We start from the raw sequence: 21,200 nt of genomic DNA, 5'->3' as shown, positions 1-21,200 counted from the left end.
CCGAAGATAAATCTTCGGGCTTTTTAATTATATAGTGAGCTCTTACTAAGCCAGCTCTTTTAATTTATCTACTGAAATTGCCTGGTGAGAAGAATGATGTACTACTTCCCTGTTCTTTAACACCACCATTTGCGGACTCTCATGTCTTACAGAAAATTTATCTGCGATTCCATTGGAAATATCCCGGTGAGCTTTTAAGTCAAGAAAATATAGATCTACAGAGTCATTTAATTGCTGCTCATATTCTGCTTCGAAGTTCTTTAAAACCATCCTGCTTATACCACAAGTTGTAGAATGCTTAAAGATAGCAACAGTCTTATTTTCTGATAGTTTTTCCAACTCATCTAATTGAGAAATTTCAGTAAGTGGATTCCAGGGCACATTGTTCTCTTTCTTTTCAGAAGTGCCTTTTTCTCCACCAAATACTTTATCGAATAATCCCATAATCTTCTTTTTTACAAAAGTAAATCTATCTAATTTTAATAAAATCAAATTCAGGTTAATTTTATTTTAGTCAAACTGCCTTTTTGTCGCTAATATCTGTATTTGAACTGCCTTAATGTCGGTTTTCGAATTTGGTATATTGATTGACCTACTCTGAAAAACATTTAAGATGAACTTCAATAATTTTACTATAAAATCACAAGAGGCTATCCAGCAAGCTCAGCAGCTTGCTCAGGAATTGGGCCACCAACAGATAGAAAATGAACACCTTTTCAAAGCGATCACTATGGTCGACGAAAACGTAACTCCATTTCTACTGAAAAAACTAAATATTAATATTTCTCTCTTCGGGCAGATACTGGAAAAAAGTCTGGAGAGCTTTCCGAAGGTAAGTGGCGGAGATATCATGCTATCCAGGGATGCGGGGAAGACTGTGAATGAAGCTACCAGCATTGCCAAAAAGATGGAAGATGAATATGTTTCTATTGAGCATTTGATTCTTGCTATCTTCAAATCTTCCAGTAAAGTTGCTCAAATGCTAAAAGATCAGGGAGCTACCGAGAAAGGCTTAAAAGCTGCGATTGATGAATTGAGACAAGGAGACAAAGTAACTTCTCAAAGTGCTGAAGAAACCTATCAATCTTTAGATAAGTACGCAAGAAACCTCAACAAATTTGCTGAGGAAGGAAAGCTGGATCCTGTGATTGGTCGGGACGAGGAAATTCGTAGAATTCTACAGATCCTATCTCGAAGAACCAAGAACAATCCAATGCTGGTTGGGGAACCAGGAACTGGAAAAACGGCGATAGCAGAAGGACTTGCGCATAGAATTGTAGATGGTGATGTCCCCGAAAACCTTAAGAATAAACTCATTTACTCCCTGGATATGGGAGCGCTTATTGCGGGTGCAAAATATAAGGGTGAATTTGAGGAAAGACTTAAAGCGGTGATAAAGGAAGTGACTTCCAGCGATGGCAACATTGTATTATTTATTGATGAAATACATACGCTTGTAGGTGCAGGTGGTGGTCAGGGTGCCATGGATGCTGCCAACATTCTTAAACCGGCTCTCGCTCGAGGTGAACTAAGAGCAATTGGTGCTACTACTCTTGATGAATACCAGAAATACTTCGAGAAAGACAAAGCGCTGGAACGAAGATTTCAAAAGGTATACGTAGAAGAGCCAGACATTGAAAGCGCGATCTCCATATTACGTGGGATCAAGGAAAAATACGAGACTCACCATAAGGTTCGAATTAAGGATGAAGCGATCATCGCTGCGGTGGAATTATCTCAGCGCTATATCACGAACAGGTTCCTTCCAGACAAGGCTATTGACCTAATGGATGAAGCTGCTTCTAAATTACGTATGGAGATCAACTCCAAGCCGGAAGAACTTGATGTACTGGATAGAAAGATCATGCAGCTGGAGATCGAGATCGAGGCAATTAAGCGTGAGAAAGATGAAGTGAAACTTAAAACGCTGAGAGCAGATCTCGCAAATCTTAAAGAAGAAAGAAATGATCTTCACGCCAGGTGGATGAGCGAAAAAGATGTAGTGGACAATATTCAAACACTAAAATCTGATATTGAAAATTTCAAGCTGGAAGCTGAAAAAGCTGAGCGGGAAGGTGATTATGGTAAAGTAGCTGAAATTCGCTACGGAAAGATCAAGGAAGCGCAGGAGAAGCTAGAAAAGCTACAACAGAACGTTGCTGAAAATCAAAGTGAGAAATCATTGATCCAGGAAGAAGTTACCAATGAAGATATCGCGGAAGTAGTTGCGAAGTGGACCGGAATTCCGGTGACTAAAATGCTTCAAAGCGATCGTGAAAAATTACTCAAATTAGAAGATGACCTTCATAAGCGTGTGGTTGGACAGGATGAAGCGATCATCGCCGTTAGCGATGCAGTTCGCCGTAGTCGTGCCGGACTTCAGGATCAAAACAGACCAATTGGATCTTTCCTGTTCCTGGGAACAACCGGAGTTGGTAAAACAGAGCTGGCCAAGGCGCTTGCGGAATACCTGTTCGACGACGAATCTGCGATGACCAGGATCGACATGAGTGAATACCAGGAAAGACATTCGGTTAGCAGATTAGTTGGGGCACCTCCGGGATATGTTGGATATGATGAAGGTGGACAACTTACTGAAGCAGTGCGAAGAAAACCATATTCTGTAGTCTTACTAGATGAGATCGAAAAGGCGCATCCTGATACTTTCAATATTTTACTTCAGGTTCTGGATGAAGGTAGACTTACAGATAACAAAGGCCGTGTTGCAGACTTCAAGAACACCATCATTGTGATGACTTCCAATATGGGGAGCCAGATCATCCAGGAGAGATTTGAAGCTATCAAGGATGTAGATGCAGCGATGGAATCTGCTAAAGTGGATGTACTTGGATTGCTGAAGCAAACTGTTAGACCAGAATTCCTGAACAGGATCGATGATATTGTAATGTTTAGTCCGCTTACTCGAAAAGACATCAGGCAGATTGTGAGCTTGCAATTGAAAGGCGTAAAGAAAATGCTCGCAAAGCAACATATAGTTTTGGATGCTACAGATGAAGCACTTGATTATCTCGCTGCGAAAGGTTTTGATCCACAATTTGGTGCCCGACCCGTGAAAAGAGTAGTGCAAAGAGAAGTACTTAATAAACTATCCAAGGAAATCCTATCTGGCAATATTAGCACAGACAGTATCATTCTTCTGGATGAATTCAACGAAGAACTGGTGTTTAGAAACCAGGAAGAACTTTCAGAAAATTAATCAAAAAAAAAGGCGGTATTTCTACCGCCTTTTTTTTCTTCAACTATTCAATCTACCACTTATCAATTTCATTCTTCAATTCCTCCTTAGACTTTCCAGTTTTTTCCTGCATACGACCTAACATCTCATCAAATTTCCCTTCGGAATACGTAGTATCATCATCGGTTAGATCTCCATACTTTTGTTTGAATTGTCCTTTGATCTGTTTCCATTTTCCTTCTCTTTGATCTTCATTCATAACGATTGATTTTGGTTAATACATAAATGTATTCATAGCATAGGCCTTAGCATCCCAAGGAAGTCCTATTTTTGTCTTAAGGATTTGTTATTTTTGATTTCGCCAAAACTCACTATGAAACTTCGACTACTTTCTCTCTTTTCAATTTTAATTTTTAGCAGCTGCGCCGTCACCTCCAGAATAGAGAATGATCAGGTAAGTCTTAATTATCTGGATGAATTTGTAATCGATGAAAACCTGGAATTTGAAGACACAAAAATTGGTGGACTCTCGGGAATAGACTACGCAAACGGAAAATTTTACCTGATCAGCGATCAGGCATCCAATCCAAGAATTTACCAGGCCGATATCGAATTAGCCAACTCTAAAATCGAAAATATCGCGATTACTGATCTTATAAAGATTAGCAGGCCTAAAGAATATTCGAAAGTAGTATTAGATCTTGAAGGTCTGCGCTATGATCCAAGAAATAACGGCTTTCTCATAGTCAGCGAAGGTTTGATCTCAGATAGACGAGATCCTGGAATATATGAAACTAATGCTCAAGGGGAAATCCTCCGATCTTATAGTATTCCAGAACATTTTCGATCTAAAAACGAGCAAAAACCGAGAAATAACGGAGTTTTTGAAGGTATTACCAGAAGCGTCGATGGATCTGGAGTTTGGGTCGCTACAGAATTACCATTAGAAAAGGACTCTTCGAAACCAAAGATCTTTCCTTCACGTTCCCACTCCAGGATCACCAAATTTGATACTGAAACCGGAAATCCGGTTTCTCAATTTGTCTATCCACTGGAAGGAATCGCGAAGCTGCCTATTAATTATTTTGCGCTGAACGGAATCACAGAGATCCTTGAATATACTCAAGATCGATTTCTGGTGATGGAACGCTCCTATTCTGCCGGTTATGGTTCCCACGGGAACACGGTGAAAATCTTTGATGTAGATGCAAGCAAAGCTACTAATACCCTAAACGAGAATTCGCTTCGAAAGGCTAAGTATCAAACGGCAAAAAAGAAGCTTATTTTCAACTTTAAGTCTGTAGAAGATCAGCTAACCGATGGGATTGTTGATAATATCGAGGGCATGTGTTTTGGACCGGAACTGGAAAACGGAAAACGCAGTTTGGTCCTGGTAGCCGACAATAATTTTAATTCTTTCGTTAGGCAGTTGAATCAATTTATTCTCATGGAAATAAATATTTCAGAGTAATTTACAATCCTAAAAAATCTTTCCTATGTCTACAATTCTTAAGATAGTACTTCCGTTCATTCTTCTTTGTGGAATCTATTCCGAAGAAAATATTGAAAACAATACTATACAGGAGACAACTACCTACTATTTCATAAGACATGCTGAAAAAGATCGCAGCAATAAAAATGAAAAAGATCCAAACCTAACTGCGGAAGGTTTGAAAAGGGCACAACGCTGGGCTGAAGTTTTAAAGGATATACCCCTTGATATAGTTTTGAGTACAAATTATAAACGCACCTTGCAAACAGGCGCTCCAATTGCAGGTAGTAAGCAATTGTCGATCGAAAACTATAATGCCAGCAATGGATTTGATGAAGAATTCAGGAAAAGAACGCATGGAAAGCGCGTTTTGGTGGTAGGACATAGTAACACGACTCCGCAGTTCGTAAATGATATCCTTGGCGAGGAAAAATATGCAAATATTGATGATACCGAGAATGGAGCTTTATTTATTGTGCAAATACTTCCGAATAAAGAAATTCTAGACCAGGTACTTTACATTAATTAATACTATCCAGTTTTACCCGAATATTTTTTGTCTCTATAATGGATAGGAGATCCAGCTCGCGTTCCTGGTAAAGACTATCCAGTTTAGTTAGCTGAACTTCAATATCTTTATATTCATAATTCTCGTAATCTACAAAGCTAATTCCTTCGATCACCCTGTGGTTAAAAGCTTTCCGGAATCTTACACCACCATCATTCACTTCAAAATTATAGGCTAGGTAGTCTACTTCAAAATTTTGAGTATCGATCCAGTACATATATTCATCCTCATGATCTGTTCCTCCTCCATTTTCAGAAAAAGTGACTTTGATCTCATAATATTCCCTTCCTGCGATGGTATCCTTTCCTATTAACTGCCTGTTGGCGGCTTCAGCCATTAGTCCGTAAGGTAAATGCACGAAATAGTTGACTGAGTTAATGGAATTGCCGATTGGCAGCATTAAAGAATCATGGACCACAACATTACTATCATTAATCATTCGATTCAGCCCATCGTTATCTAGAACATCTACCACTCTATTTCCTGAGGTATCTGTCATGATTCGAGTATAGCTAAACTCACCACCCTTTCTATAGCTCTTGTATTCTTTACCACGAAAAGTATAGTCGATCTCCGCCATTTCGTATAATTTGCCGCCAGATCTTTCTATAGCATTCTGAACGATCTCATCTGCCGTCAATGTATTTTCTTTTTCTGCACAGCTAATTATAAATAGAGAAATTAAGGCTGGAAGCAAACGTTTCATAGTAGAATTTTGAGTTCGCAAAGATAATAAACTTTGATCAGCTTCCTCACCGCTAATTTTAAAATTGCTTTAGTATGTTTTTAGCTTAAAGCTTGTATTTTTGTGACCTATGAAGAATTCTGTAAGCATCAAGAATCGAAAAGCGAAGTTCAATTATGAATTTCTGGATAAGTATACCGCCGGGATCAAGCTTGCGGGTACCGAGATTAAAGCAATTCGTGAAGGGAAAGCGAACATCGCAGAGAGTTTTTGTGAATTTAATAATCACGAGCTATTTGTGATCAATATGCATGTGGAGGAATATTCTCATGCCACTCATTTTAATCATAATCCAAAAAGTGAACGTAAACTTTTATTACAAAAAAGAGAATTACGTAAACTGGAAAAAGAAGTGACCAATTCGGGATTGACCATAATTCCTCTAAAAATGTTCATTAACGATCGCGGGTTGGCAAAGCTACAGATCGCACTGGCAAAGGGTAAAAAGCTTTACGATAAGCGGGATACGATTAAAGATCGTGATAATAAAAGACGCCTGGATAGAATTCAGAAGGACTACAAATAATTTACTGCAACTTTTTGCGTTTATTTAGCATCTGAAAACTACCTCATGCTAAAACAACTACTTGGACTCTGCCTTTTTGTGGCATTTTCCAGCCTTTCTGCTCAAATTACCGGTAAAATTTATTCGGAAGATAATGAGCCTCTACCTTATGTGAACATCTACACAGAATCTGGTAATATCGGAACGACTTCCAACAATGAAGGCCTGTATGAACTTAAACTGAAGGAAACTGGTGAATACGTGATCGTATTTCAATTCCTTGGATTTAAAACTCAGAAGAAAAAGGTCAATATCACCCAATTTCCTTACGAACTCAATATACGGTTGAGCTCAGAGAGCACCAATCTGGATGAAGTTACCATACAAAATGATGAGAATCCAGCCAACAGGATCATGCGGCTAGCGATTGAAAATAGAAAGCAAAATTCAAACCGACTGGAAAGTTTTACTGCCGATTTTTATTCCAGGGGGTTATGGAGAATTGAAAATGCTCCTGAGAAAATTATGGGCCAGGAAATTGGTGATCTTGGCGGCGGACTCGATTCCACCAGAAGCGGAATCGTTTACTTAAGTGAAACCATCTCCAAGATCTCATTCCAAAAACCAGATGACTTTAAGGAAAATATCATTGCTTCCAAGGTTTCTGGAGATGACAATGGTTTTAGCCTCAACTCGGCCCAGGAAGCTTATTATTCTTTTTACGAGAACACCATTAATTTAAACAGCGAAATGGTTTCTCCGTTAGCAGATTATGGATTTAACTATTATCGCTACAAGCTGGCAGGTACTTTTTTTGATGACCGGGGCAATCTGATTAATAAGATCAAAGTCACTCCAAAGCGTAAACAGGACCGTGTATTCTCTGGTTTTGTCTATATCGTGGAAGACCTCTGGCAAATTTATGGCATCGATCTTACCACTACCGGTACCGCCATACAGGTTGCGCCAATCGAAGAAATAGTATTTAAGCAGAATTTCAAATATTCTGAAGAAAACAAGCTCTTTATCCAGATCTCCCAAAGCGTGGATTTCAGTTTTAAGATCTTTGGATTTGGCGGGAACGGAAGGTTTACGGCAGTCTACAGCGATTATGATTTCGATCCTGGTTTTTCTAAAAACAGCTTCGGAAAAGAGATCTTAAGCTATTCACAGAATGCGAACGAAAAGGATTCCGTTTTCTGGGAAAAAGTACGTCCCGTACCCCTTACTTCAGAAGAAATTAATGATTATGTAAAAAAAGACAGCATCCAGGAAGTTCGCAGTACCAAAAAATACCAGGATTCTGTAGATACCGAAAGAAATCAATTTGGAATAACCGATGTGCTTTTTGGATATAGTTATAGAAATAGCTGGAAGAACAGATCCTTTAGTTTTAGTGCTCCAGTATCAGGAATAGGTTTTAATACGGTACAGGGCTGGAATACTGATATTACAGTGAATTACACACAACGTACCGGCGAGGATCAGGAGAACTACTGGAGAGTCTTTACAGATATAGATTATGGACTAAGTGAAGACAGATTGCGCTTAAACGGTGGTTTTGAGAAAAAGTTCAATAATTACAGCAAGGATTTTTTGAGACTTTCCGGAGGTGTGGAAAGCGCGCAGATCAATGCAAACGAACCTATTTCCCCATTGCTGAATAGTATCACGACGATATTTTTCGAAAGAAACTATATGAAGCTTTTTGAAAGAAGCTTTGCTAAAGCTGCATACGGCAGGGATATCTTTCCAGGTTTAAGAATCTTTGGCGAACTGGGATGGGAAGACAGAACGGCTCTATCAAATTCTACAGATCATGTGATTATCGACTGGGAGGATCGGGAATACACTTCTAACAATCCTCTACAGGCAAACAGCTTTGGAACGAGTTTATTTGAGGATCATCATCTTTTTAAGTCCAGATTGGATTTCGGAATACGCTTTGGTCAGAAATATATGAGCTATCCTAATGGGAGATATAATGTATATGAGAACAAGTATCCAAAATTGAATATTTCATGGGAAAGCGGATTTGGAGCAAGCGAGGAGCAGTTCAATTATAATCAGTTTAAGGCCAGAGTAGAACAAAGCGTGAAAATTGGCAATAAAGGGACTTTTCAATATATGGCCAACGGCGGACTATTCAGTAATGCGGAAGGTATTAGCCTGGTAGACTACCAGCATTTTAATGCGAACCAGACACGAATTGGTTTCGGCAGTTACGTGGGAGCCTTTAACCTGATGCCTTACTATAATTTTAGCACTAATGAGAATTATGCTGAATTTCATGCGGAACATGATTTTCAGGGTTGGTTCCTGGGCAAGATTCCGCTTATCAATAAATTGAACTATAACCTTATTCTGGGTGCACATCGCTTAACGACAGACAACAGAGCTCCTTATTCTGAATATTCTATAGGTCTCGATAATATTGGCTTCGGAAAATACCGTTTTTTAAGACTGGACTATGTGATTTCAGATTTTAACGGTCAGCGAGAGGGCGCTTTTATCTTTGGTTTGAAGTTCTAAACTGAAATACCTGTATCACATACTTCAGGATTATTTAAAACAAAAAAAAGGCTGAAATCGATGATTTCAGCCTTTTTTTTTAATATCAATTCGGAAGAAACTATTCCTCTTCGTCTGTATTTTTTTCAGCTTTATCTTCTTTCGCAAAGCTGGTCATTCCATTCTCCACTAAAAGATTATACCACTGGATGATCTTTTTCATATCACTGGCGTACACACGATCTTCGTCATAATCAGGAAGAATTTCCGAAAAGAATGCTTCCATTTCATTTTTGGAAACCTTGTGATTTATCGTTTTTTCTCCATTCTCTTTTTCACTAATCTTTTGAAAAACCTCACCTAACGGAATCTCTTCTGTGTAGGTATAGATTGCGATCTCGCTAAGAATACTTACGTTGTGACGCATGTTTACGGCAATTTTCTTGCCGTCTAGCATAGATTTAGCAACAAAGCCGCCTCTTGTTTGCGCGGTAAGCTCATAAAGTCCCGGTTTTCCCGAAATAGCAAGAATTTTATCTAATCCCATAGTCTTTTTAAATTTAGGTTGGCAAATATCAAGTCCCAGACTTAATTATCAAAGCCTTTAACGGGCTTTTTTCGCATTCGGAAAACGCATTTTGTAATCTACGTTGATCTTTCCCTTCGAGATATTGCCTAATTTACTCTTAATCAATCTTTTCTTTAAACTAGAAAGCTTATCTGTAAACAGTACACCTTCAATATGGTCATATTCATGCTGAATGACCCTTGCAGCTAAACCGCTATACTGCTCGACATGCTTTTCCCAGTTTTCGTCATAATATTCGATAGTTATATCGGGTTGACGAAACACATCCTCCCGAACGTCTGGAATACTAAGGCAACCTTCGCTAAAAGCCCATTCTTCACCGCTTTCTTCTGTGATCTCCGGGTTGATAAAAACTTTACGAAGATCTTTCAATTCATCTTTTTCAGAATCACTTAAGTCGTCATCTTCGGCGAAAGGAGCTGGATCGATCATAAAGATTCGAACAGGAAGACCTATTTGAGGAGCTGCAAGTCCAACACCATAAGCATTGTACATGGTATCCCACATATTATCGATCAGAGCTTCCAGTTTTGGATAATCCTTGTCAATATTTTTAGCTTTTTTCTTTAGAACGGGATCCCCGTAAGCTACAATTGGTAAAATCATTCTATATATTTTTCGACTTTCTATTTTCAAAGCCGTCATTGTTCTATTTATAAAGCCAGGTTTGAAGAATGATCGTGGCACTAATTTCATCCACGAGTGCTTTATCTCTCCGCTTTTTCTTTTTCAGTCCGCTATCGATCATGGTTTGAACCGCCATCTTGCTGGTGAATCTTTCGTCAACCCGCTCCAGAGGCATCTCTGGAAACTTTTCAGTAAACTTCTTCAGGAACTCCTGGATATGTACTTCGCTTTCAGAAGGCATATCATTCATTCGTTTTGGTTCACCTACTAAAACTCTTTCTACATTCTCGTTCTCAAAATAGGTGTTCAGAAAATTCAGCAGCTCAGGTGTTTCTACCGTTTTAAGACCAGATGCGATCATTTTCAATTCATCTGTAACGGCGACTCCCGTTCGTTTAGTACCATAATCAAGCGCTAAAATTCTGCCCATCTTCAAAATTTAGGCAAAGGTAAGGTTTATATTGGTTTGTCCATAAATATTGACTGATAGCTGTTATATTTGAAAAAAATTACAAAATGGACCAGTTGAAAGCTACAATTGAAAAGGCATGGGGAAACCGTGACCTTCTAAAAGATACTGAAACTACAGATGCTATCCGTAAGGTAATCGACCTTCTAGACAAGGGAGAGCTTAGAACTGCTGAACCGGTAACAGATGGCTGGCAGGTGAATGAATGGGTTAAAAAAGCAGTGGTACTTTACTTCCCGATCCAGAAAATGGAAACTCTGGAAGCCGGTATATTCGAATATCATGATAAAATGCCTTTGAAAAAAGGATATAAAGAAAAAGGAATTAGAGTTGTACCTAATGCTGTAGCAAGACATGGTGCTTACATTTCATCTGGCGTTATTCTAATGCCAAGTTATGTAAATATCGGTTCTTATGTGGATGAAGGTACCATGGTAGATACCTGGGCGACCGTTGGAAGCTGTGCTCAAATTGGTAAGAATGTTCATTTAAGTGGTGGTGTTGGTATTGGCGGAGTTCTGGAACCACTTCAGGCAGCGCCAGTAATCATAGAGGATAATGCATTTCTTGGATCCCGAAGCATTGTGGTAGAAGGAATTCGTGTGGAAAAAGAAGCAGTACTTGGTGCAAATGTGGTACTTACAGCATCTACCAAGATCATTGATGTAACCGGCGATGAACCAAAAGAATTTAAAGGCTATGTTCCGGCGAGATCTGTAGTGATCCCTGGAAGTTACACCAAAAAATTCCCTGCAGGTGAATACCAGGTGCCGTGCGCCCTTATTATTGGGAAACGAAAAGAATCCACGAACAAGAAAACATCATTGAATGATGCTCTACGTGAGTATAACGTGGCAGTTTAGCAATAGGTTTGAAGATACTTGTAATACAGATGAAAATGATTGGGGACGTACTTATGTCCTCAATCTTATTTGAGGCACTTCGGAAAGAGTACCCGACCGCTCAGCTGGATTATCTAATTTACAAGCATACCACGCCCGTTGTAGAGAACAATCCTGATATCTCAAATATTATAAATTTCGAACCTGAAAAGCATCAGGGGTTCGCGGGCTTATTAAAATTTGGAAATAGGCTTAAAAAGACTGATTATGATATCGTGATCGATGCATATTCCAAACCTTATTCAGCTTTGCTTGCATATGCGACCGGTGCAAAAATCAGAATCGGCATCGAAAAATGGTACACTAAACCTCTATTGCTTCACGTTATAAAATATGATTCCAGACCTCAGTCTTCAGCAGGCTTAGCCATAGAAAACAGGTTAAAGTTATTGCATCCTTTAGGTATAAAGGATTTGTCTCCTATTAAACCTAAAGTCTATCTCACTACTGAAGAAATCAATTGGGCGCAGAATTATTTATCAACCCAAAAAGTTGATACGACCAGGCCAATTTATATGATCTCTATTCTGGGAAGTAGTTATAATAAGACATATCCTGAAAACTATATGGCTGAAGTATTGAATTTCATTGCATCTGAAAAAGATTGTACGCTATTATACAACTACATTCCTTCACAAAAAGCGCAGGTAGATAGTGTTATAGATTTACTTTCAGAAAAAGCAAAAGAAGTCTCCAGACCAGATATTTTCGGTAAAAGTTTAAGGGAATTTCTTGCATTGTGCTCACAATGCACCGCACTAATTGGTAATGAAGGTGGAGCAATCAATATGGCGAAAGCTCTTGACATTCCAACCTTCGCTATCTTCTCACCCCAGGTTACTAAAGCAGCCTGGTCCAGTTTTGAAGGTGACCGCAATTATAGCGTTCATTTACGCGATTTTAGACCTAAGCTCTTCGCTGGAAAAGCTTCCAAAACAATAAACAAAGAATCTTCCATTCTTTATAAAGAATTCAAGCCAGATTTTGTATTGTCTAAATTAAAGGTTTTTATTAAATTCAATTAAACATGAGATATCGCTTCCTTATCTATATAAGTCACACGTACGCTCTACCCATCGGTGAACCGCTACAAAATGAAATTAGAAAAAGAGGTTTTGAAGTAAAATGGTTTTCAGAATTGGACGAACCAAAAAAGTTTTTTCCGGAAGCTGGTGATCTTCTTTTGGATATCAGGAAAGTGATATCCTACGAACCTCATATTGTTTTAACTATTACAGATGTTGTGGCCGATTTTATTCCCGGTTTAAAAGTTCAAATTTTTCATGGATTTTTGGCCAATAAACACAGTTTTAAAAAAGGCCATTTCAGAATTCGCGGATTTTTCGACCTGTACTGTACACAGGGACCTTCAACAACCAGTATTTTCAAGGAAATTCAGAAAACTAAACCTCATTTCCAGGTTCAGGAAACTGGCTGGTCCAAGGTCGATCCATTATTTCAAATACCTGAACAGCCACGCCGAAAGCCAACCATTCTTGTTTCTTCTACTTTTTCGCCTAAATATAGCTGGACGTATCATGAGACTGTAATTAATGAATTGGAAAGAATATCAAAAACCGGGAAGTACAAATTTCTGGTTGTCTTACATCCAAAGATGGCAGCAGATAAAATTGCAAAAATTAAATCTATACAGCATACAGATTTTGAGTATATAGAAACTCCAGATATCATACCACTGTTTCGCCAGGCAGATATAATGTTTTCTGATACCACCTCTGCCATTACCGAATTTATGCTGCAAAAAAAGCCGGTAGTAACCTTCAGAAACAATAAACCATCATCACACCTTATTGATATTACCGATGCTTCGGGCATCAAAAGTGCCATCGAACATGCTTTTAATCCATCAGAGATTCTAGCCAAGGCAATTGAAGATTATGTAAACTTTACGCACCCATATTTCGATGGAGAGTCAAGCGGCAGAGTGATTGATGCCTGCATCAATTTTCTACATGAAGACAAAAAGAAATTTAAATTGAAACCATTAAATCTCGTTAGACGCTTCAAGATTAGAAGACAGCTTAATTATTTTAGTCTAAGATCCTATCGCGAAATGCCATACACACCAAAAGATTAGCGCTTCCAGAATTTTAATTTCTTCTTCAGTGCCTTTTTTCTTTGAAATTTATGCTGAAACTGCTCCGTATGAAACCACATTCTTTCAAAAACTTCAGCTTTTGGAATTCTGATCAATTTTGAATATTCATCAGCCATAATCTTTACCATCTCCTCCTTAGGAGTTAAACGCGAAAAATTCTGCATTCTTTCTTCAAAATCCAGCTTTTTAAAATTCATGCGATTAAGGTCGACCAGGAAAAATTCGTAAGATGTTCCAGTCTTAATAATCAATGTGTTGCCAGGCGAATGATCCAGGAATTGAATATTCTTTTGATGCAGATCATAAGTGAATCTGGTAAAAGCTCTCAGGATATTTTCGTGATCTGGAAAATCAGGATCGGTCACCAGTTCTCTGAAGGTAAGATGCGCTTGCAAATGCTTGCACACATAAAAACTTTCGCGAAAGAATATAGACGTAGGATTTTCAAAATAAGCCACCGGAGCCGGCGTTCCTATTCCTTTTTCTTCAAGAATACTGGCATACTCGAATGATCGTTGTGCCTTTGACTTTCTAAAAAACTTATAAGCGATCTTGTTTACAGTATTGGGGATCCTGAAGGATTTAATATTGAATTGCTGAGCATCCTTTTCAAAGATCCGTATTTCATTACGCCCTTCAGCCAGAACCTTACCTGTAGAATTAAAGTTCTCAATGCATTGCCTTATAAAACCAGATTGTTGCTGGTAGTTTTTTGAGAAAACAGCTTTCATTCTGAAGAAATTAAATATTTTGAAACTCCGTTTTCACACTTTTGTTTTTTCTGACTAATGGTCGCCTGCTGAATTTCATTATTAGATCCCAATTGATCTTTAGATGCTTCAGGATGGTAAATATGATATATAATTCCTCCATATTTCAATCTTTTCCCAGCTATTCCTGCATTGAGCATTCTTAAAACAAGTTCGGAATCCTCTCTTCCCCAGCCAGAAATATCTTCGTTATACCCATTGACTTCGAGGAAATCTGAACGCCAGAATGATAAGTTGCAACCACGAACCTTATTGCTGAAATCAAGACTTTTCACATTCCTGTTCCGCAAATAAGGAATTCTGATCGTGCGTCCTCTTTTTTTGATACCAGCACTTAAAAAATGAAAATCTATGATCTTATCCTCAAGTACTTTTGGTTTCAAATCCTTCGTAATGTTAACTCTGGATCCAAATAAAAACACCTTCTTCTCAGCGATCGCAAGGTGATCTTTAATGAAATCAGGATGCATGATACAATCTCCATCTATCTGTACGATATAATCTGATTTACTACCTGCAATAGCTTTGTTCAAAGCCTCAGATTTACGAAAGCCTCTGTCTTCATGCCAGAAGTGATGTATTTTTAAGTTACTCTGCTTTTTAAATTCGTTGATCAATTTTGTAGTTTCTTCAGCAGAACCATCATCTGCAATTAGAACCTCATCTGGAGCAACCGATTGGTTTTCAATACTTTTAAAAATAAGCAAGAGGGCTTCAGGCCAGTTATATGTTGAAACAAGCAGGGCTGTTTTCATCGACGTAGTTCTTTTTGCATCATATCTTTATAGACCGCAAAGGTAGCCTCCCCGTAACGTTCAGCTGTAAATTTCTGAAGAAAAATCCTGTAAGACTTATCTGCGAACTGAGTTTTTAACGCTGGATTATTTTTAATTTTTAATATTTTTTCAGCCATCAATCCCGGACTTTTAATTGGCACAGTATATCCATTCACACCATCTTCAATTACCTCATCTACCACTCCTACCCTTGTACTTACAATAGGTGCTTTATAATAGAGCGCTTCTACTAGAGATGATGGCCCTCCTTCTCGCTCTGAAGTGACGACAAACGTATCAAATTGCGGGAAAAATGAAAAGGCGTTCTTTTGAAAGTCGGTCATGATGATAAACTCTTCCAGTTTCCTTTCAGCAATCATCGATTTAAAACCGGGAGTCAGTTTGGAAAAATCACCCATTTGTACAAGTCGGATATCTTTGATGCCGTGCTCATGGACGATCTTGTTAATGGTTTCTATGAGAACACCCAGATCTTTGGCAGCAGTATGATTCGCTATACTCCCCAGCAAAAATACATCATCTGGAATCTTATATTTTTCCCTAAGCTGAAAATCTGGTTCCGGTCTGGAATCCTGTACTTTAATCCCGTTATAAACGACTACTAACTTTTCTTTGTTTCGATCGCTTAAGATCTTTCCGAAGTGAGTTTTCACATATTCAGAGATGCATAATATGGTATCGATATTCCGGTAATTGTATTTGTACTTACTAAGTAAGCTGGTTTTCTTACCTCGAATACCTTTACGGGCAAATAAGGTTCTGGTCTTTAACTTCTTCAGAAGATCTGTTACCACGTATCCGGTGACTGCATCACTGGTATGTAAATGAATGATATCGATCTTGTTTTCCTCAACGATCCTGTTTAGTTCATTCCTATATTCCGAAGAATAGGGCTTACAGTACGGCACAGATAGTATCTCTACATCCTTTTTAGATGCTTCTTCCTCTAATCGTGTATTCTTAAAACAGAATAGCTTTTGAGTTACGTTGAAGCCTGGAAGCTCATCCATAAGATACATAAGCTGTTGCTCATTACCTCCCCAGGATCTTGCACCCGAAACATGTAGTACCCTCATTTACTTGAACATTTAACGCAAAGATAATTATTGCTGCTTAAGGCCAAAATTATCATACTTTTTAAGTTTGTTGTTGCTAACTTCGCCTACTTGAGAAAAGAGCCCAGAATACTGCATATTTCTACCGCCAGCCGATGGGGAGGTGGAGAAAATCATATTCTGAATCTTTGCAAGGAAATGGATTCGGTAAATCATTTAGTTTTATGCTGTAGAGGATCAGAACTTCTCAAGCGTTTAAAACGGGAAAGTATTGAAGTCTGTCCTGCCCCGCTATCCACGAAAGTAGACCTGCGATTCGTTTGGAAAATCATATTGCTTTGCAAAAAACATAAGATCGACCTGATACATATTCACGATACTACGGCACTTACTCTTTCGATCATGGCGACGTATCTTTCAGCAAGTCTACCACCCTATATTCTTAGTAAAAAAACATCGTTTCCTATAAAGGATCGGAAAAGAACGCTGTATAAATATAACCATGCCCAGATCAAAAAAATTCTGTGCGTGTCTGATATTACCCGGCAGATCACTTCAGAAAAGGTAATGAATCAGGAAAAACTGGTTACGGTATATCACGGTACAAGCGCTCCGAAGGAAAACAAAAGCGAGATCTTATTAAGGCCGAAATATGATATTCCGCAGAATGCGATACTGGTAGGAACTATCGCTAATCATATTCGAGCAAAAAACCTTGAAACCTGGGTGAATACAATAGATCATATTGTCAATAATATGGGACTTACTAATTATCATTTCCTCGTTATTGGTAGCAAAACCGATCGTACTGTGAATTATCTGAAAAGAATAAAAGAAAAAGGACTCGAGAAATATTGTCATATTTCAGGATTTATACCCGATGCTTCAGTGCTCATTCCTCAATTCGATATTTCTTTGATGACCTCCCAAAGTGAAGGTATTCCGCAATTTATTTATGAAAGCTTCTATTATAAGGTTCCTGTGGTCGCTACGGAAGTTGGTGGCATTCCAGAAATAATTACGAATGGAGAAAATGGTTTTCTAAGTAGACCGCATGATGGGGTGAGCCTGGCCAATAAATTAGTACTTTTGTCCCAGGATAGGTCGTTACAACAAAAGTTTACAAAGATTTCATACCAGCGACTCCTTGAAAATTATACAACCGAAAGAATGGCGGCCAACACACTGGCTCAATATAAAGAAGTGCTTTATGGAAAAAATGGAACAGGAAGTTAGAAATTGCATAGATGTTTTAAAAAAAGGTGGTATCATACTTTATCCAACCGATACAGTTTGGGGAATAGGTTGTGATGCTACGAATGCGAATGCAGTGGACAAGATATTTCAGCTCAAGAAAAGAGAAGAATCTAAAGCACTAATTTGCCTGGTTTCAAATTTCAAAATGCTGGAACAATATGTGGAAGATGTGCCTGAAACTGCCTACGATATTTTGAAGTATGCAAAGAAACCTACGACTATCATTTATGACAAGCCAGTACATATTGCAGAAAACCTGGTAAGCGATGATGAATCTCTTGGAATTCGCGTAGTAAGAGACACCTTTTGCTCAGACCTTATTAAAAAATTAAAACGTCCATTGGTATCTACCTCGGCGAATGTCAGCGGCCAGCCTACACCACAATCCTTTGATCAAATCACACCTCAAATTTTAAAAGGTGTAGACTATGTAGTAAATTTGCAGCGTTCAAAAAAATCGCTAAAACCATCAGCAATTATCAAGTTAAGTAACGATGGGCAGGTGAGTGTGATACGCAAATAAAGATGCCGAAATACCATAATTACAGCAAAGCTTTACATCATAAAATTTTTTCTGTTATTTCCCAGGCTGCAGATGAGCTTGAAGTCGACGCCTATGTGATTGGTGGATTTGTACGTGACCATATTCTTGAGCGCGGTGAACCTAAAGATATTGATATCGTAGCAGTTGGCAGCGGAATCGAACTTGCACAAAAGGTTTCAGATCTATTACCAAACAAGCCCAAGGTTCAGGTTTTTCAGAATTTTGGCACGGCCATGCTTCGAGCTAATGATATGGAGATCGAATTCGTGGGTGCGAGGAAAGAAAGTTATCGCAAGGATAGTCGCAAACCAATCGTAGAAAACGGAACCCTGGAAGATGATCAGAACAGGCGTGATTTTACCATCAACGCACTGGCTTTAAAACTGAATGCAAATGGTTTTGGAGACCTGCTCGATCCTTTTAATGGTTATAAAGATCTTCAGGACAGGATCATTAGAACACCTTTAGATCCTGATATCACCTATTCAGACGATCCACTTCGAATGTATCGCGCCATTAGATTCGCTTCGCAGCTTAATTTTATGATCGAAGCAGAATCACTTTCAGCAATTAAAAGAAATAATAAAAGGATCAAGATCATTTCAAAAGAGCGCATCATGGATGAGCTTAACAAGATCCTGTTGAGTAAAAAACCTTCCAAAGGTCTATCACTATTATTTAAAGCTGACCTTCTGGCTAAGATCTTACCTGAGCTTACCGCTTTACAGGGGATTGATGAAGTAGAAGGACAGACCCATAAAGACAATTTCTGGCATACTCTGGAAGTTGTAGACAATATTGCAAAGAATACCGATGATCTTTGGTTGCGCTGGGCCGCATTACTACATGATATTGGAAAAGCTCCAACCAAGAAATTTCATAAGAAAATTGGATGGACCTTTCACGGTCACGAGTTTGTGGGCGCGAAAATGGTCTTCAAATTATTTAAGCGGTTGCGACTTCCCTTAAATGAGAAAATGAAGTTCGTCCAGAAAATGGTGTTGATGAGTTCGAGACCTATTGCGGTAGCAGACGATCATGTGACCGATTCTGCCGTGCGACGACTTATCTTTGATGCCGGTGATCACATAGAAGACCTTATGACCCTTTGTGAGGCCGATATCACGACCAAAAATCCCAAACGCTTCAGAAAATATCATAACAACTTTCAACTGGTTCGGCAAAAGATCGAAGAAGTGGAAGAACGAGATCATGTTAGGAATTTCCAGCCACCAGTAAGTGGCGAAGAAATTATGAGCACATTTGGGATCACTCCTAGTCGTGAAGTTGGACAAATTAAGGATGCCATTAAAGAGGCGATCCTTGAAGGTGAAATTCCGAATGAGCGTGACGCTGCCATGGATTTTATGCTGAAGATGGGTAACAAACTCGGATTGAGCGTTGCGGAAAAAAGTTAGGCTTTAAATAAATATTGCTATGTATAGAAATTGGGTCAAAATCTCGTTAATCCTGGTTTATCTTGTAATAGTTGCCGGCGCCGTGGTTAGAATGACCGGCTCAGGCATGGGCTGTCCTGACTGGCCAAAATGCTTTGGATACTACATCCCTCCTTCTGAAGTTTCAGAAATTAAATTTCAGCCGAACAGAGCTTATAAAGAAGGACAGGTGATCATCGTAGATGAAACCTTAAAGGTTGCCGTTTCAGATTTTACTTCAGCAGAAAACTATAATTCGAATAACTGGGAAAGCTATGAAAAGCATGACTATGCCATTTTCAACCCAACTCATACGTGGGTAGAATATATCAATCGGCTTGTAGGAGCTCTAGCAGGAATTGCCGTCCTGATCATGGCAATACTGTCGTTTAAAAAATTCAGAAAAAGTAAAAGGATCACGATCCTATCCTGGCTTAGCGTATTTATGATGGGATTCCAGGCATGGCTTGGAGCTACAGTGGTATATTCGGTACTGGCACCGGCCAAGATCACTATTCATATGGTAATGGCCCTGGTGATCGTCGCCGTTTTGCTATACCTTTTATATATAAGCCGGGAGCACACTTCAGGAAAATTTAAAACCAATACGTTTCAAAATCTTCTAGTTGTCGCTGTGATCCTAACGCTCATACAGGTGGTGATGGGCACACAGGTTCGACAATTTGTAGATGAGCAGGTTCGAAATTTCGGCTATAATACTGAAGAATTATGGCTGGCCGACCCGAATCTTACTTTTTATATTCACAGATCTTTCTCTATAATAGTGCTGCTTTTGAATGTATTCTTATGGTGGAAAAATCGCCAGAATAACTTATTCCAGTCACGGGTGAATTGGGTAATCGCCTTTATTTTACTGGAAGTTGCAACTGGAGTCGCCATGTATAATTTCGACTTCCCCTTTTTGTCACAACCACTTCACCTGGTGATAGCCTCCCTCCTATTTGGTGTTCAATTCTACCTGTTAATGGAGACTATTTATGCGCCTGAAAAGATTAAAAAAACGTAACTTTGCCCTCCAATTTTTTGAGATATGATATATAGATTTCGTGTAATTTTAGATGCTAAGGAAGATGTTTTCAGAGACATCGAAATGTTACATGACAGCACACTGGAAGATCTCCATAACACTATCGTTCAGTCTTTTGGATTCGACGGAACTGAAATGGCTTCTTTTTACATAAGTGACAAGGAATGGAACCAGGGTGAAGAAATTCACCAGTTCGATATGAGTGGAAATGATACTTCTATCAAATTGATGAATGAGACAACGCTGGATAGTGTTCTTTCTGAAAAGGAAACAAAGCTTATCTACGTGTATGATTTTCTGAAAATGTGGACTTTCTTTGTAGAGCTTGCTCAAATTGCAGAAGCTGAAGAAGGTACAGATTATCCAAACCTCATGTATGTTCATGGACAGATCCCTGATGATGCTCCGGAAAAGGAATTTACAGGTGAAAATGAAGATGGCTCACCAGATGACGACGGTTTTGGTGATAGTTACGGAACCGATGGATACGATGATTTCGAGTTCGATGAGAACTGGAATTAAGTAGCATTACTTCAGAAAGAAAACTAACTTTTAAAATAACTTCAGAAA

Annotated in this window: 22 protein-coding genes; 13 read left to right on the top strand and 9 right to left on the bottom strand. The window is 38.7% G+C overall.

Annotation, left to right across the window (positions count from 1 at the left end; translation table 11 throughout):
- Positions 1–45: 45 nt before the first annotated feature.
- Complete coding sequence (ytxJ, locus tag T8I65_RS04680) at positions 46–444, bottom strand: bacillithiol system redox-active protein YtxJ (protein WP_322302247.1); 399 nt, start codon at positions 442–444, stop codon at positions 46–48.
- A 169-nt stretch (positions 445–613) separates the two neighbouring features.
- Here ytxJ and clpB point away from each other — a divergent pair, with 169 nt between their 5' ends.
- Positions 614–3,217: an ATP-dependent chaperone ClpB gene (gene clpB / locus T8I65_RS04675; protein WP_322302246.1), complete on the top strand. Its 2,604-nt coding sequence runs from the start codon at positions 614–616 to the stop codon at positions 3,215–3,217.
- A gap of 52 nt (positions 3,218–3,269) precedes the next feature.
- Here clpB and T8I65_RS04670 read toward each other — a convergent pair whose 3' ends face one another.
- A complete protein-coding gene (locus T8I65_RS04670; RefSeq protein WP_322302245.1) occupies positions 3,270–3,455 on the bottom strand; it encodes a CsbD family protein in 186 nt (61 codons plus the stop codon).
- Positions 3,456–3,569: 114 nt separating this feature from the next.
- Here T8I65_RS04670 and T8I65_RS04665 point away from each other — a divergent pair, with 114 nt between their 5' ends.
- Entirely contained in the window at positions 3,570–4,667 is a 1,098-nt protein-coding gene (locus tag T8I65_RS04665; protein ID WP_322302244.1) for an esterase-like activity of phytase family protein, read from the top strand.
- Positions 4,668–4,692: 25 nt separating this feature from the next.
- Positions 4,693–5,217: a phosphoglycerate mutase family protein gene (locus tag T8I65_RS04660; RefSeq protein WP_322302243.1), complete on the top strand. Its 525-nt coding sequence runs from the start codon at positions 4,693–4,695 to the stop codon at positions 5,215–5,217.
- Here T8I65_RS04660 and T8I65_RS04655 read toward each other — a convergent pair.
- Positions 5,210–5,962, bottom strand: a complete 753-nt coding sequence (locus tag T8I65_RS04655) for a DUF6503 family protein (protein ID WP_322302242.1) — start codon at positions 5,960–5,962, stop codon at positions 5,210–5,212. The two genes, T8I65_RS04660 and T8I65_RS04655, sit on opposite strands and share 8 nt — an antisense overlap.
- Before the next feature lie 109 nt (positions 5,963–6,071).
- Here T8I65_RS04655 and smpB point away from each other — a divergent pair, with 109 nt between their 5' ends.
- The gene (gene smpB / locus T8I65_RS04650; protein WP_322302241.1) at positions 6,072–6,527 is read left to right on the top strand and encodes an SsrA-binding protein SmpB; all 456 of its coding nucleotides are present in this window, start codon (positions 6,072–6,074) and stop codon (positions 6,525–6,527) included.
- Between the two features lie 45 nt (positions 6,528–6,572).
- The gene (locus T8I65_RS04645) at positions 6,573–9,038 is read left to right on the top strand and encodes a DUF5686 and carboxypeptidase regulatory-like domain-containing protein (protein WP_322302240.1); all 2,466 of its coding nucleotides are present in this window, start codon (positions 6,573–6,575) and stop codon (positions 9,036–9,038) included.
- A gap of 100 nt (positions 9,039–9,138) precedes the next feature.
- Here the strand turns inward: T8I65_RS04645 and T8I65_RS04640 are convergent, their stop codons facing one another.
- From T8I65_RS04640 to ruvX, 3 genes are read right to left on the bottom strand one after another with little or no spacing between them, the layout of a single operon-like run.
- Positions 9,139–9,564, bottom strand: coding sequence for a DUF5606 domain-containing protein (locus T8I65_RS04640; RefSeq protein ID WP_322302239.1), 426 nt, complete (start codon positions 9,562–9,564; stop codon positions 9,139–9,141).
- A gap of 57 nt (positions 9,565–9,621) precedes the next feature.
- Entirely contained in the window at positions 9,622–10,212 is a 591-nt protein-coding gene (gene def, locus T8I65_RS04635) for a peptide deformylase (RefSeq protein WP_322302238.1), read from the bottom strand.
- 43 nt (positions 10,213–10,255) lie between these two features.
- Positions 10,256–10,663 (bottom strand): Holliday junction resolvase RuvX, encoded by a 408-nt coding sequence (gene ruvX / locus T8I65_RS04630; protein WP_322302237.1) that lies wholly within the window; start codon positions 10,661–10,663, stop codon positions 10,256–10,258.
- Between the two features lie 86 nt (positions 10,664–10,749).
- Between ruvX and T8I65_RS04625 the strand changes: the two genes are divergently transcribed.
- From T8I65_RS04625 to T8I65_RS04615, 3 genes are read left to right on the top strand one after another with little or no spacing between them, the layout of a single operon-like run.
- Positions 10,750–11,565, top strand: coding sequence for a 2,3,4,5-tetrahydropyridine-2,6-dicarboxylate N-succinyltransferase (locus tag T8I65_RS04625; RefSeq protein ID WP_322302236.1), 816 nt, complete (start codon positions 10,750–10,752; stop codon positions 11,563–11,565).
- 35 nt (positions 11,566–11,600) lie between these two features.
- A complete protein-coding gene (locus T8I65_RS04620) occupies positions 11,601–12,629 on the top strand; it encodes a glycosyltransferase family 9 protein (protein WP_322302235.1) in 1,029 nt (342 codons plus the stop codon).
- A 2-nt stretch (positions 12,630–12,631) separates the two neighbouring features.
- On the top strand, positions 12,632–13,702 hold the full coding sequence (locus T8I65_RS04615) for a CDP-glycerol glycerophosphotransferase (protein ID WP_322302234.1): 1,071 nt from the start codon (positions 12,632–12,634) through the stop codon (positions 13,700–13,702).
- Here the strand turns inward: T8I65_RS04615 and T8I65_RS04610 are convergent.
- From T8I65_RS04610 to T8I65_RS04600, 3 genes are read right to left on the bottom strand one after another with little or no spacing between them, the layout of a single operon-like run.
- Entirely contained in the window at positions 13,699–14,454 is a 756-nt protein-coding gene (locus T8I65_RS04610; protein ID WP_322302233.1) for a lipopolysaccharide kinase InaA family protein, read from the bottom strand. The genes T8I65_RS04615 and T8I65_RS04610 overlap by 4 nt on opposite strands.
- Positions 14,451–15,248: a glycosyltransferase family 2 protein gene (locus tag T8I65_RS04605; RefSeq protein WP_322302232.1), complete on the bottom strand. Its 798-nt coding sequence runs from the start codon at positions 15,246–15,248 to the stop codon at positions 14,451–14,453. Before T8I65_RS04605 ends, T8I65_RS04610 begins: the two co-directional genes overlap by 4 nt.
- Positions 15,245–16,366: a glycosyltransferase family 4 protein gene (locus tag T8I65_RS04600; RefSeq protein ID WP_322302231.1), complete on the bottom strand. Its 1,122-nt coding sequence runs from the start codon at positions 16,364–16,366 to the stop codon at positions 15,245–15,247. The genes T8I65_RS04605 and T8I65_RS04600 overlap by 4 nt, the downstream gene beginning before the upstream one ends.
- A gap of 90 nt (positions 16,367–16,456) precedes the next feature.
- Here T8I65_RS04600 and T8I65_RS04595 point away from each other — a divergent pair, with 90 nt between their 5' ends.
- The 5 genes from T8I65_RS04595 to T8I65_RS04575 are packed head-to-tail and all read left to right on the top strand — an operon-like array spanning position 16,457 to position 21,152.
- Positions 16,457–17,581, top strand: coding sequence for a glycosyltransferase family 4 protein (locus T8I65_RS04595; protein ID WP_322302230.1), 1,125 nt, complete (start codon positions 16,457–16,459; stop codon positions 17,579–17,581).
- Positions 17,556–18,125, top strand: coding sequence for an L-threonylcarbamoyladenylate synthase (locus T8I65_RS04590; protein ID WP_141877170.1), 570 nt, complete (start codon positions 17,556–17,558; stop codon positions 18,123–18,125). Before T8I65_RS04595 ends, T8I65_RS04590 begins: the two co-directional genes overlap by 26 nt.
- A gap of 2 nt (positions 18,126–18,127) precedes the next feature.
- Entirely contained in the window at positions 18,128–19,564 is a 1,437-nt protein-coding gene (locus tag T8I65_RS04585; RefSeq protein ID WP_322302229.1) for a CCA tRNA nucleotidyltransferase, read from the top strand.
- 19 nt (positions 19,565–19,583) lie between these two features.
- A complete protein-coding gene (locus T8I65_RS04580) occupies positions 19,584–20,609 on the top strand; it encodes a COX15/CtaA family protein (protein ID WP_322302228.1) in 1,026 nt (341 codons plus the stop codon).
- A 24-nt stretch (positions 20,610–20,633) separates the two neighbouring features.
- On the top strand, positions 20,634–21,152 hold the full coding sequence (locus T8I65_RS04575; RefSeq protein WP_322302227.1) for an IS1096 element passenger TnpR family protein: 519 nt from the start codon (positions 20,634–20,636) through the stop codon (positions 21,150–21,152).
- The last annotated feature ends 48 nt before the right edge of the window (positions 21,153–21,200 follow it).

It is taken from the genome of Christiangramia sp. OXR-203, from assembly GCF_034372165.1.
In the GTDB taxonomy this organism is placed as follows: Bacteria; Bacteroidota; Bacteroidia; order Flavobacteriales; family Flavobacteriaceae; genus Christiangramia.
The sequence above is the reverse complement of the archived record's forward strand: the minus strand, read 5'-3'. Positions and strand labels throughout refer to the sequence as shown.

Coding starts and splice junctions, on each gene's coding strand:
- ytxJ (WP_322302247.1), bottom strand. CDS start 444: ATGGGATTATTCGATAAAGTATTTGGTGGAGAAAAAGGCACTTCTGAA.
- clpB (WP_322302246.1), top strand. CDS start 614: ATGAACTTCAATAATTTTACTATAAAATCACAAGAGGCTATCCAGCAA.
- T8I65_RS04670 (WP_322302245.1), bottom strand. CDS start 3,455: ATGAATGAAGATCAAAGAGAAGGAAAATGGAAACAGATCAAAGGACAA.
- T8I65_RS04665 (WP_322302244.1), top strand. CDS start 3,570: ATGAAACTTCGACTACTTTCTCTCTTTTCAATTTTAATTTTTAGCAGC.
- T8I65_RS04660 (WP_322302243.1), top strand. CDS start 4,693: ATGTCTACAATTCTTAAGATAGTACTTCCGTTCATTCTTCTTTGTGGA.
- T8I65_RS04655 (WP_322302242.1), bottom strand. CDS start 5,962: ATGAAACGTTTGCTTCCAGCCTTAATTTCTCTATTTATAATTAGCTGT.
- smpB (WP_322302241.1), top strand. CDS start 6,072: ATGAAGAATTCTGTAAGCATCAAGAATCGAAAAGCGAAGTTCAATTAT.
- T8I65_RS04645 (WP_322302240.1), top strand. CDS start 6,573: ATGCTAAAACAACTACTTGGACTCTGCCTTTTTGTGGCATTTTCCAGC.
- T8I65_RS04640 (WP_322302239.1), bottom strand. CDS start 9,564: ATGGGATTAGATAAAATTCTTGCTATTTCGGGAAAACCGGGACTTTAT.
- def (WP_322302238.1), bottom strand. CDS start 10,212: ATGATTTTACCAATTGTAGCTTACGGGGATCCCGTTCTAAAGAAAAAA.
- ruvX (WP_322302237.1), bottom strand. CDS start 10,663: ATGGGCAGAATTTTAGCGCTTGATTATGGTACTAAACGAACGGGAGTC.
- T8I65_RS04625 (WP_322302236.1), top strand. CDS start 10,750: ATGGACCAGTTGAAAGCTACAATTGAAAAGGCATGGGGAAACCGTGAC.
- T8I65_RS04620 (WP_322302235.1), top strand. CDS start 11,601: ATGATTGGGGACGTACTTATGTCCTCAATCTTATTTGAGGCACTTCGG.
- T8I65_RS04615 (WP_322302234.1), top strand. CDS start 12,632: ATGAGATATCGCTTCCTTATCTATATAAGTCACACGTACGCTCTACCC.
- T8I65_RS04610 (WP_322302233.1), bottom strand. CDS start 14,454: ATGAAAGCTGTTTTCTCAAAAAACTACCAGCAACAATCTGGTTTTATA.
- T8I65_RS04605 (WP_322302232.1), bottom strand. CDS start 15,248: ATGAAAACAGCCCTGCTTGTTTCAACATATAACTGGCCTGAAGCCCTC.
- T8I65_RS04600 (WP_322302231.1), bottom strand. CDS start 16,366: ATGAGGGTACTACATGTTTCGGGTGCAAGATCCTGGGGAGGTAATGAG.
- T8I65_RS04590 (WP_141877170.1), top strand. CDS start 17,556: ATGGAAAAAATGGAACAGGAAGTTAGAAATTGCATAGATGTTTTAAAA.
- T8I65_RS04585 (WP_322302229.1), top strand. CDS start 18,128: ATGCCGAAATACCATAATTACAGCAAAGCTTTACATCATAAAATTTTT.
- T8I65_RS04580 (WP_322302228.1), top strand. CDS start 19,584: ATGTATAGAAATTGGGTCAAAATCTCGTTAATCCTGGTTTATCTTGTA.
- T8I65_RS04575 (WP_322302227.1), top strand. CDS start 20,634: ATGATATATAGATTTCGTGTAATTTTAGATGCTAAGGAAGATGTTTTC.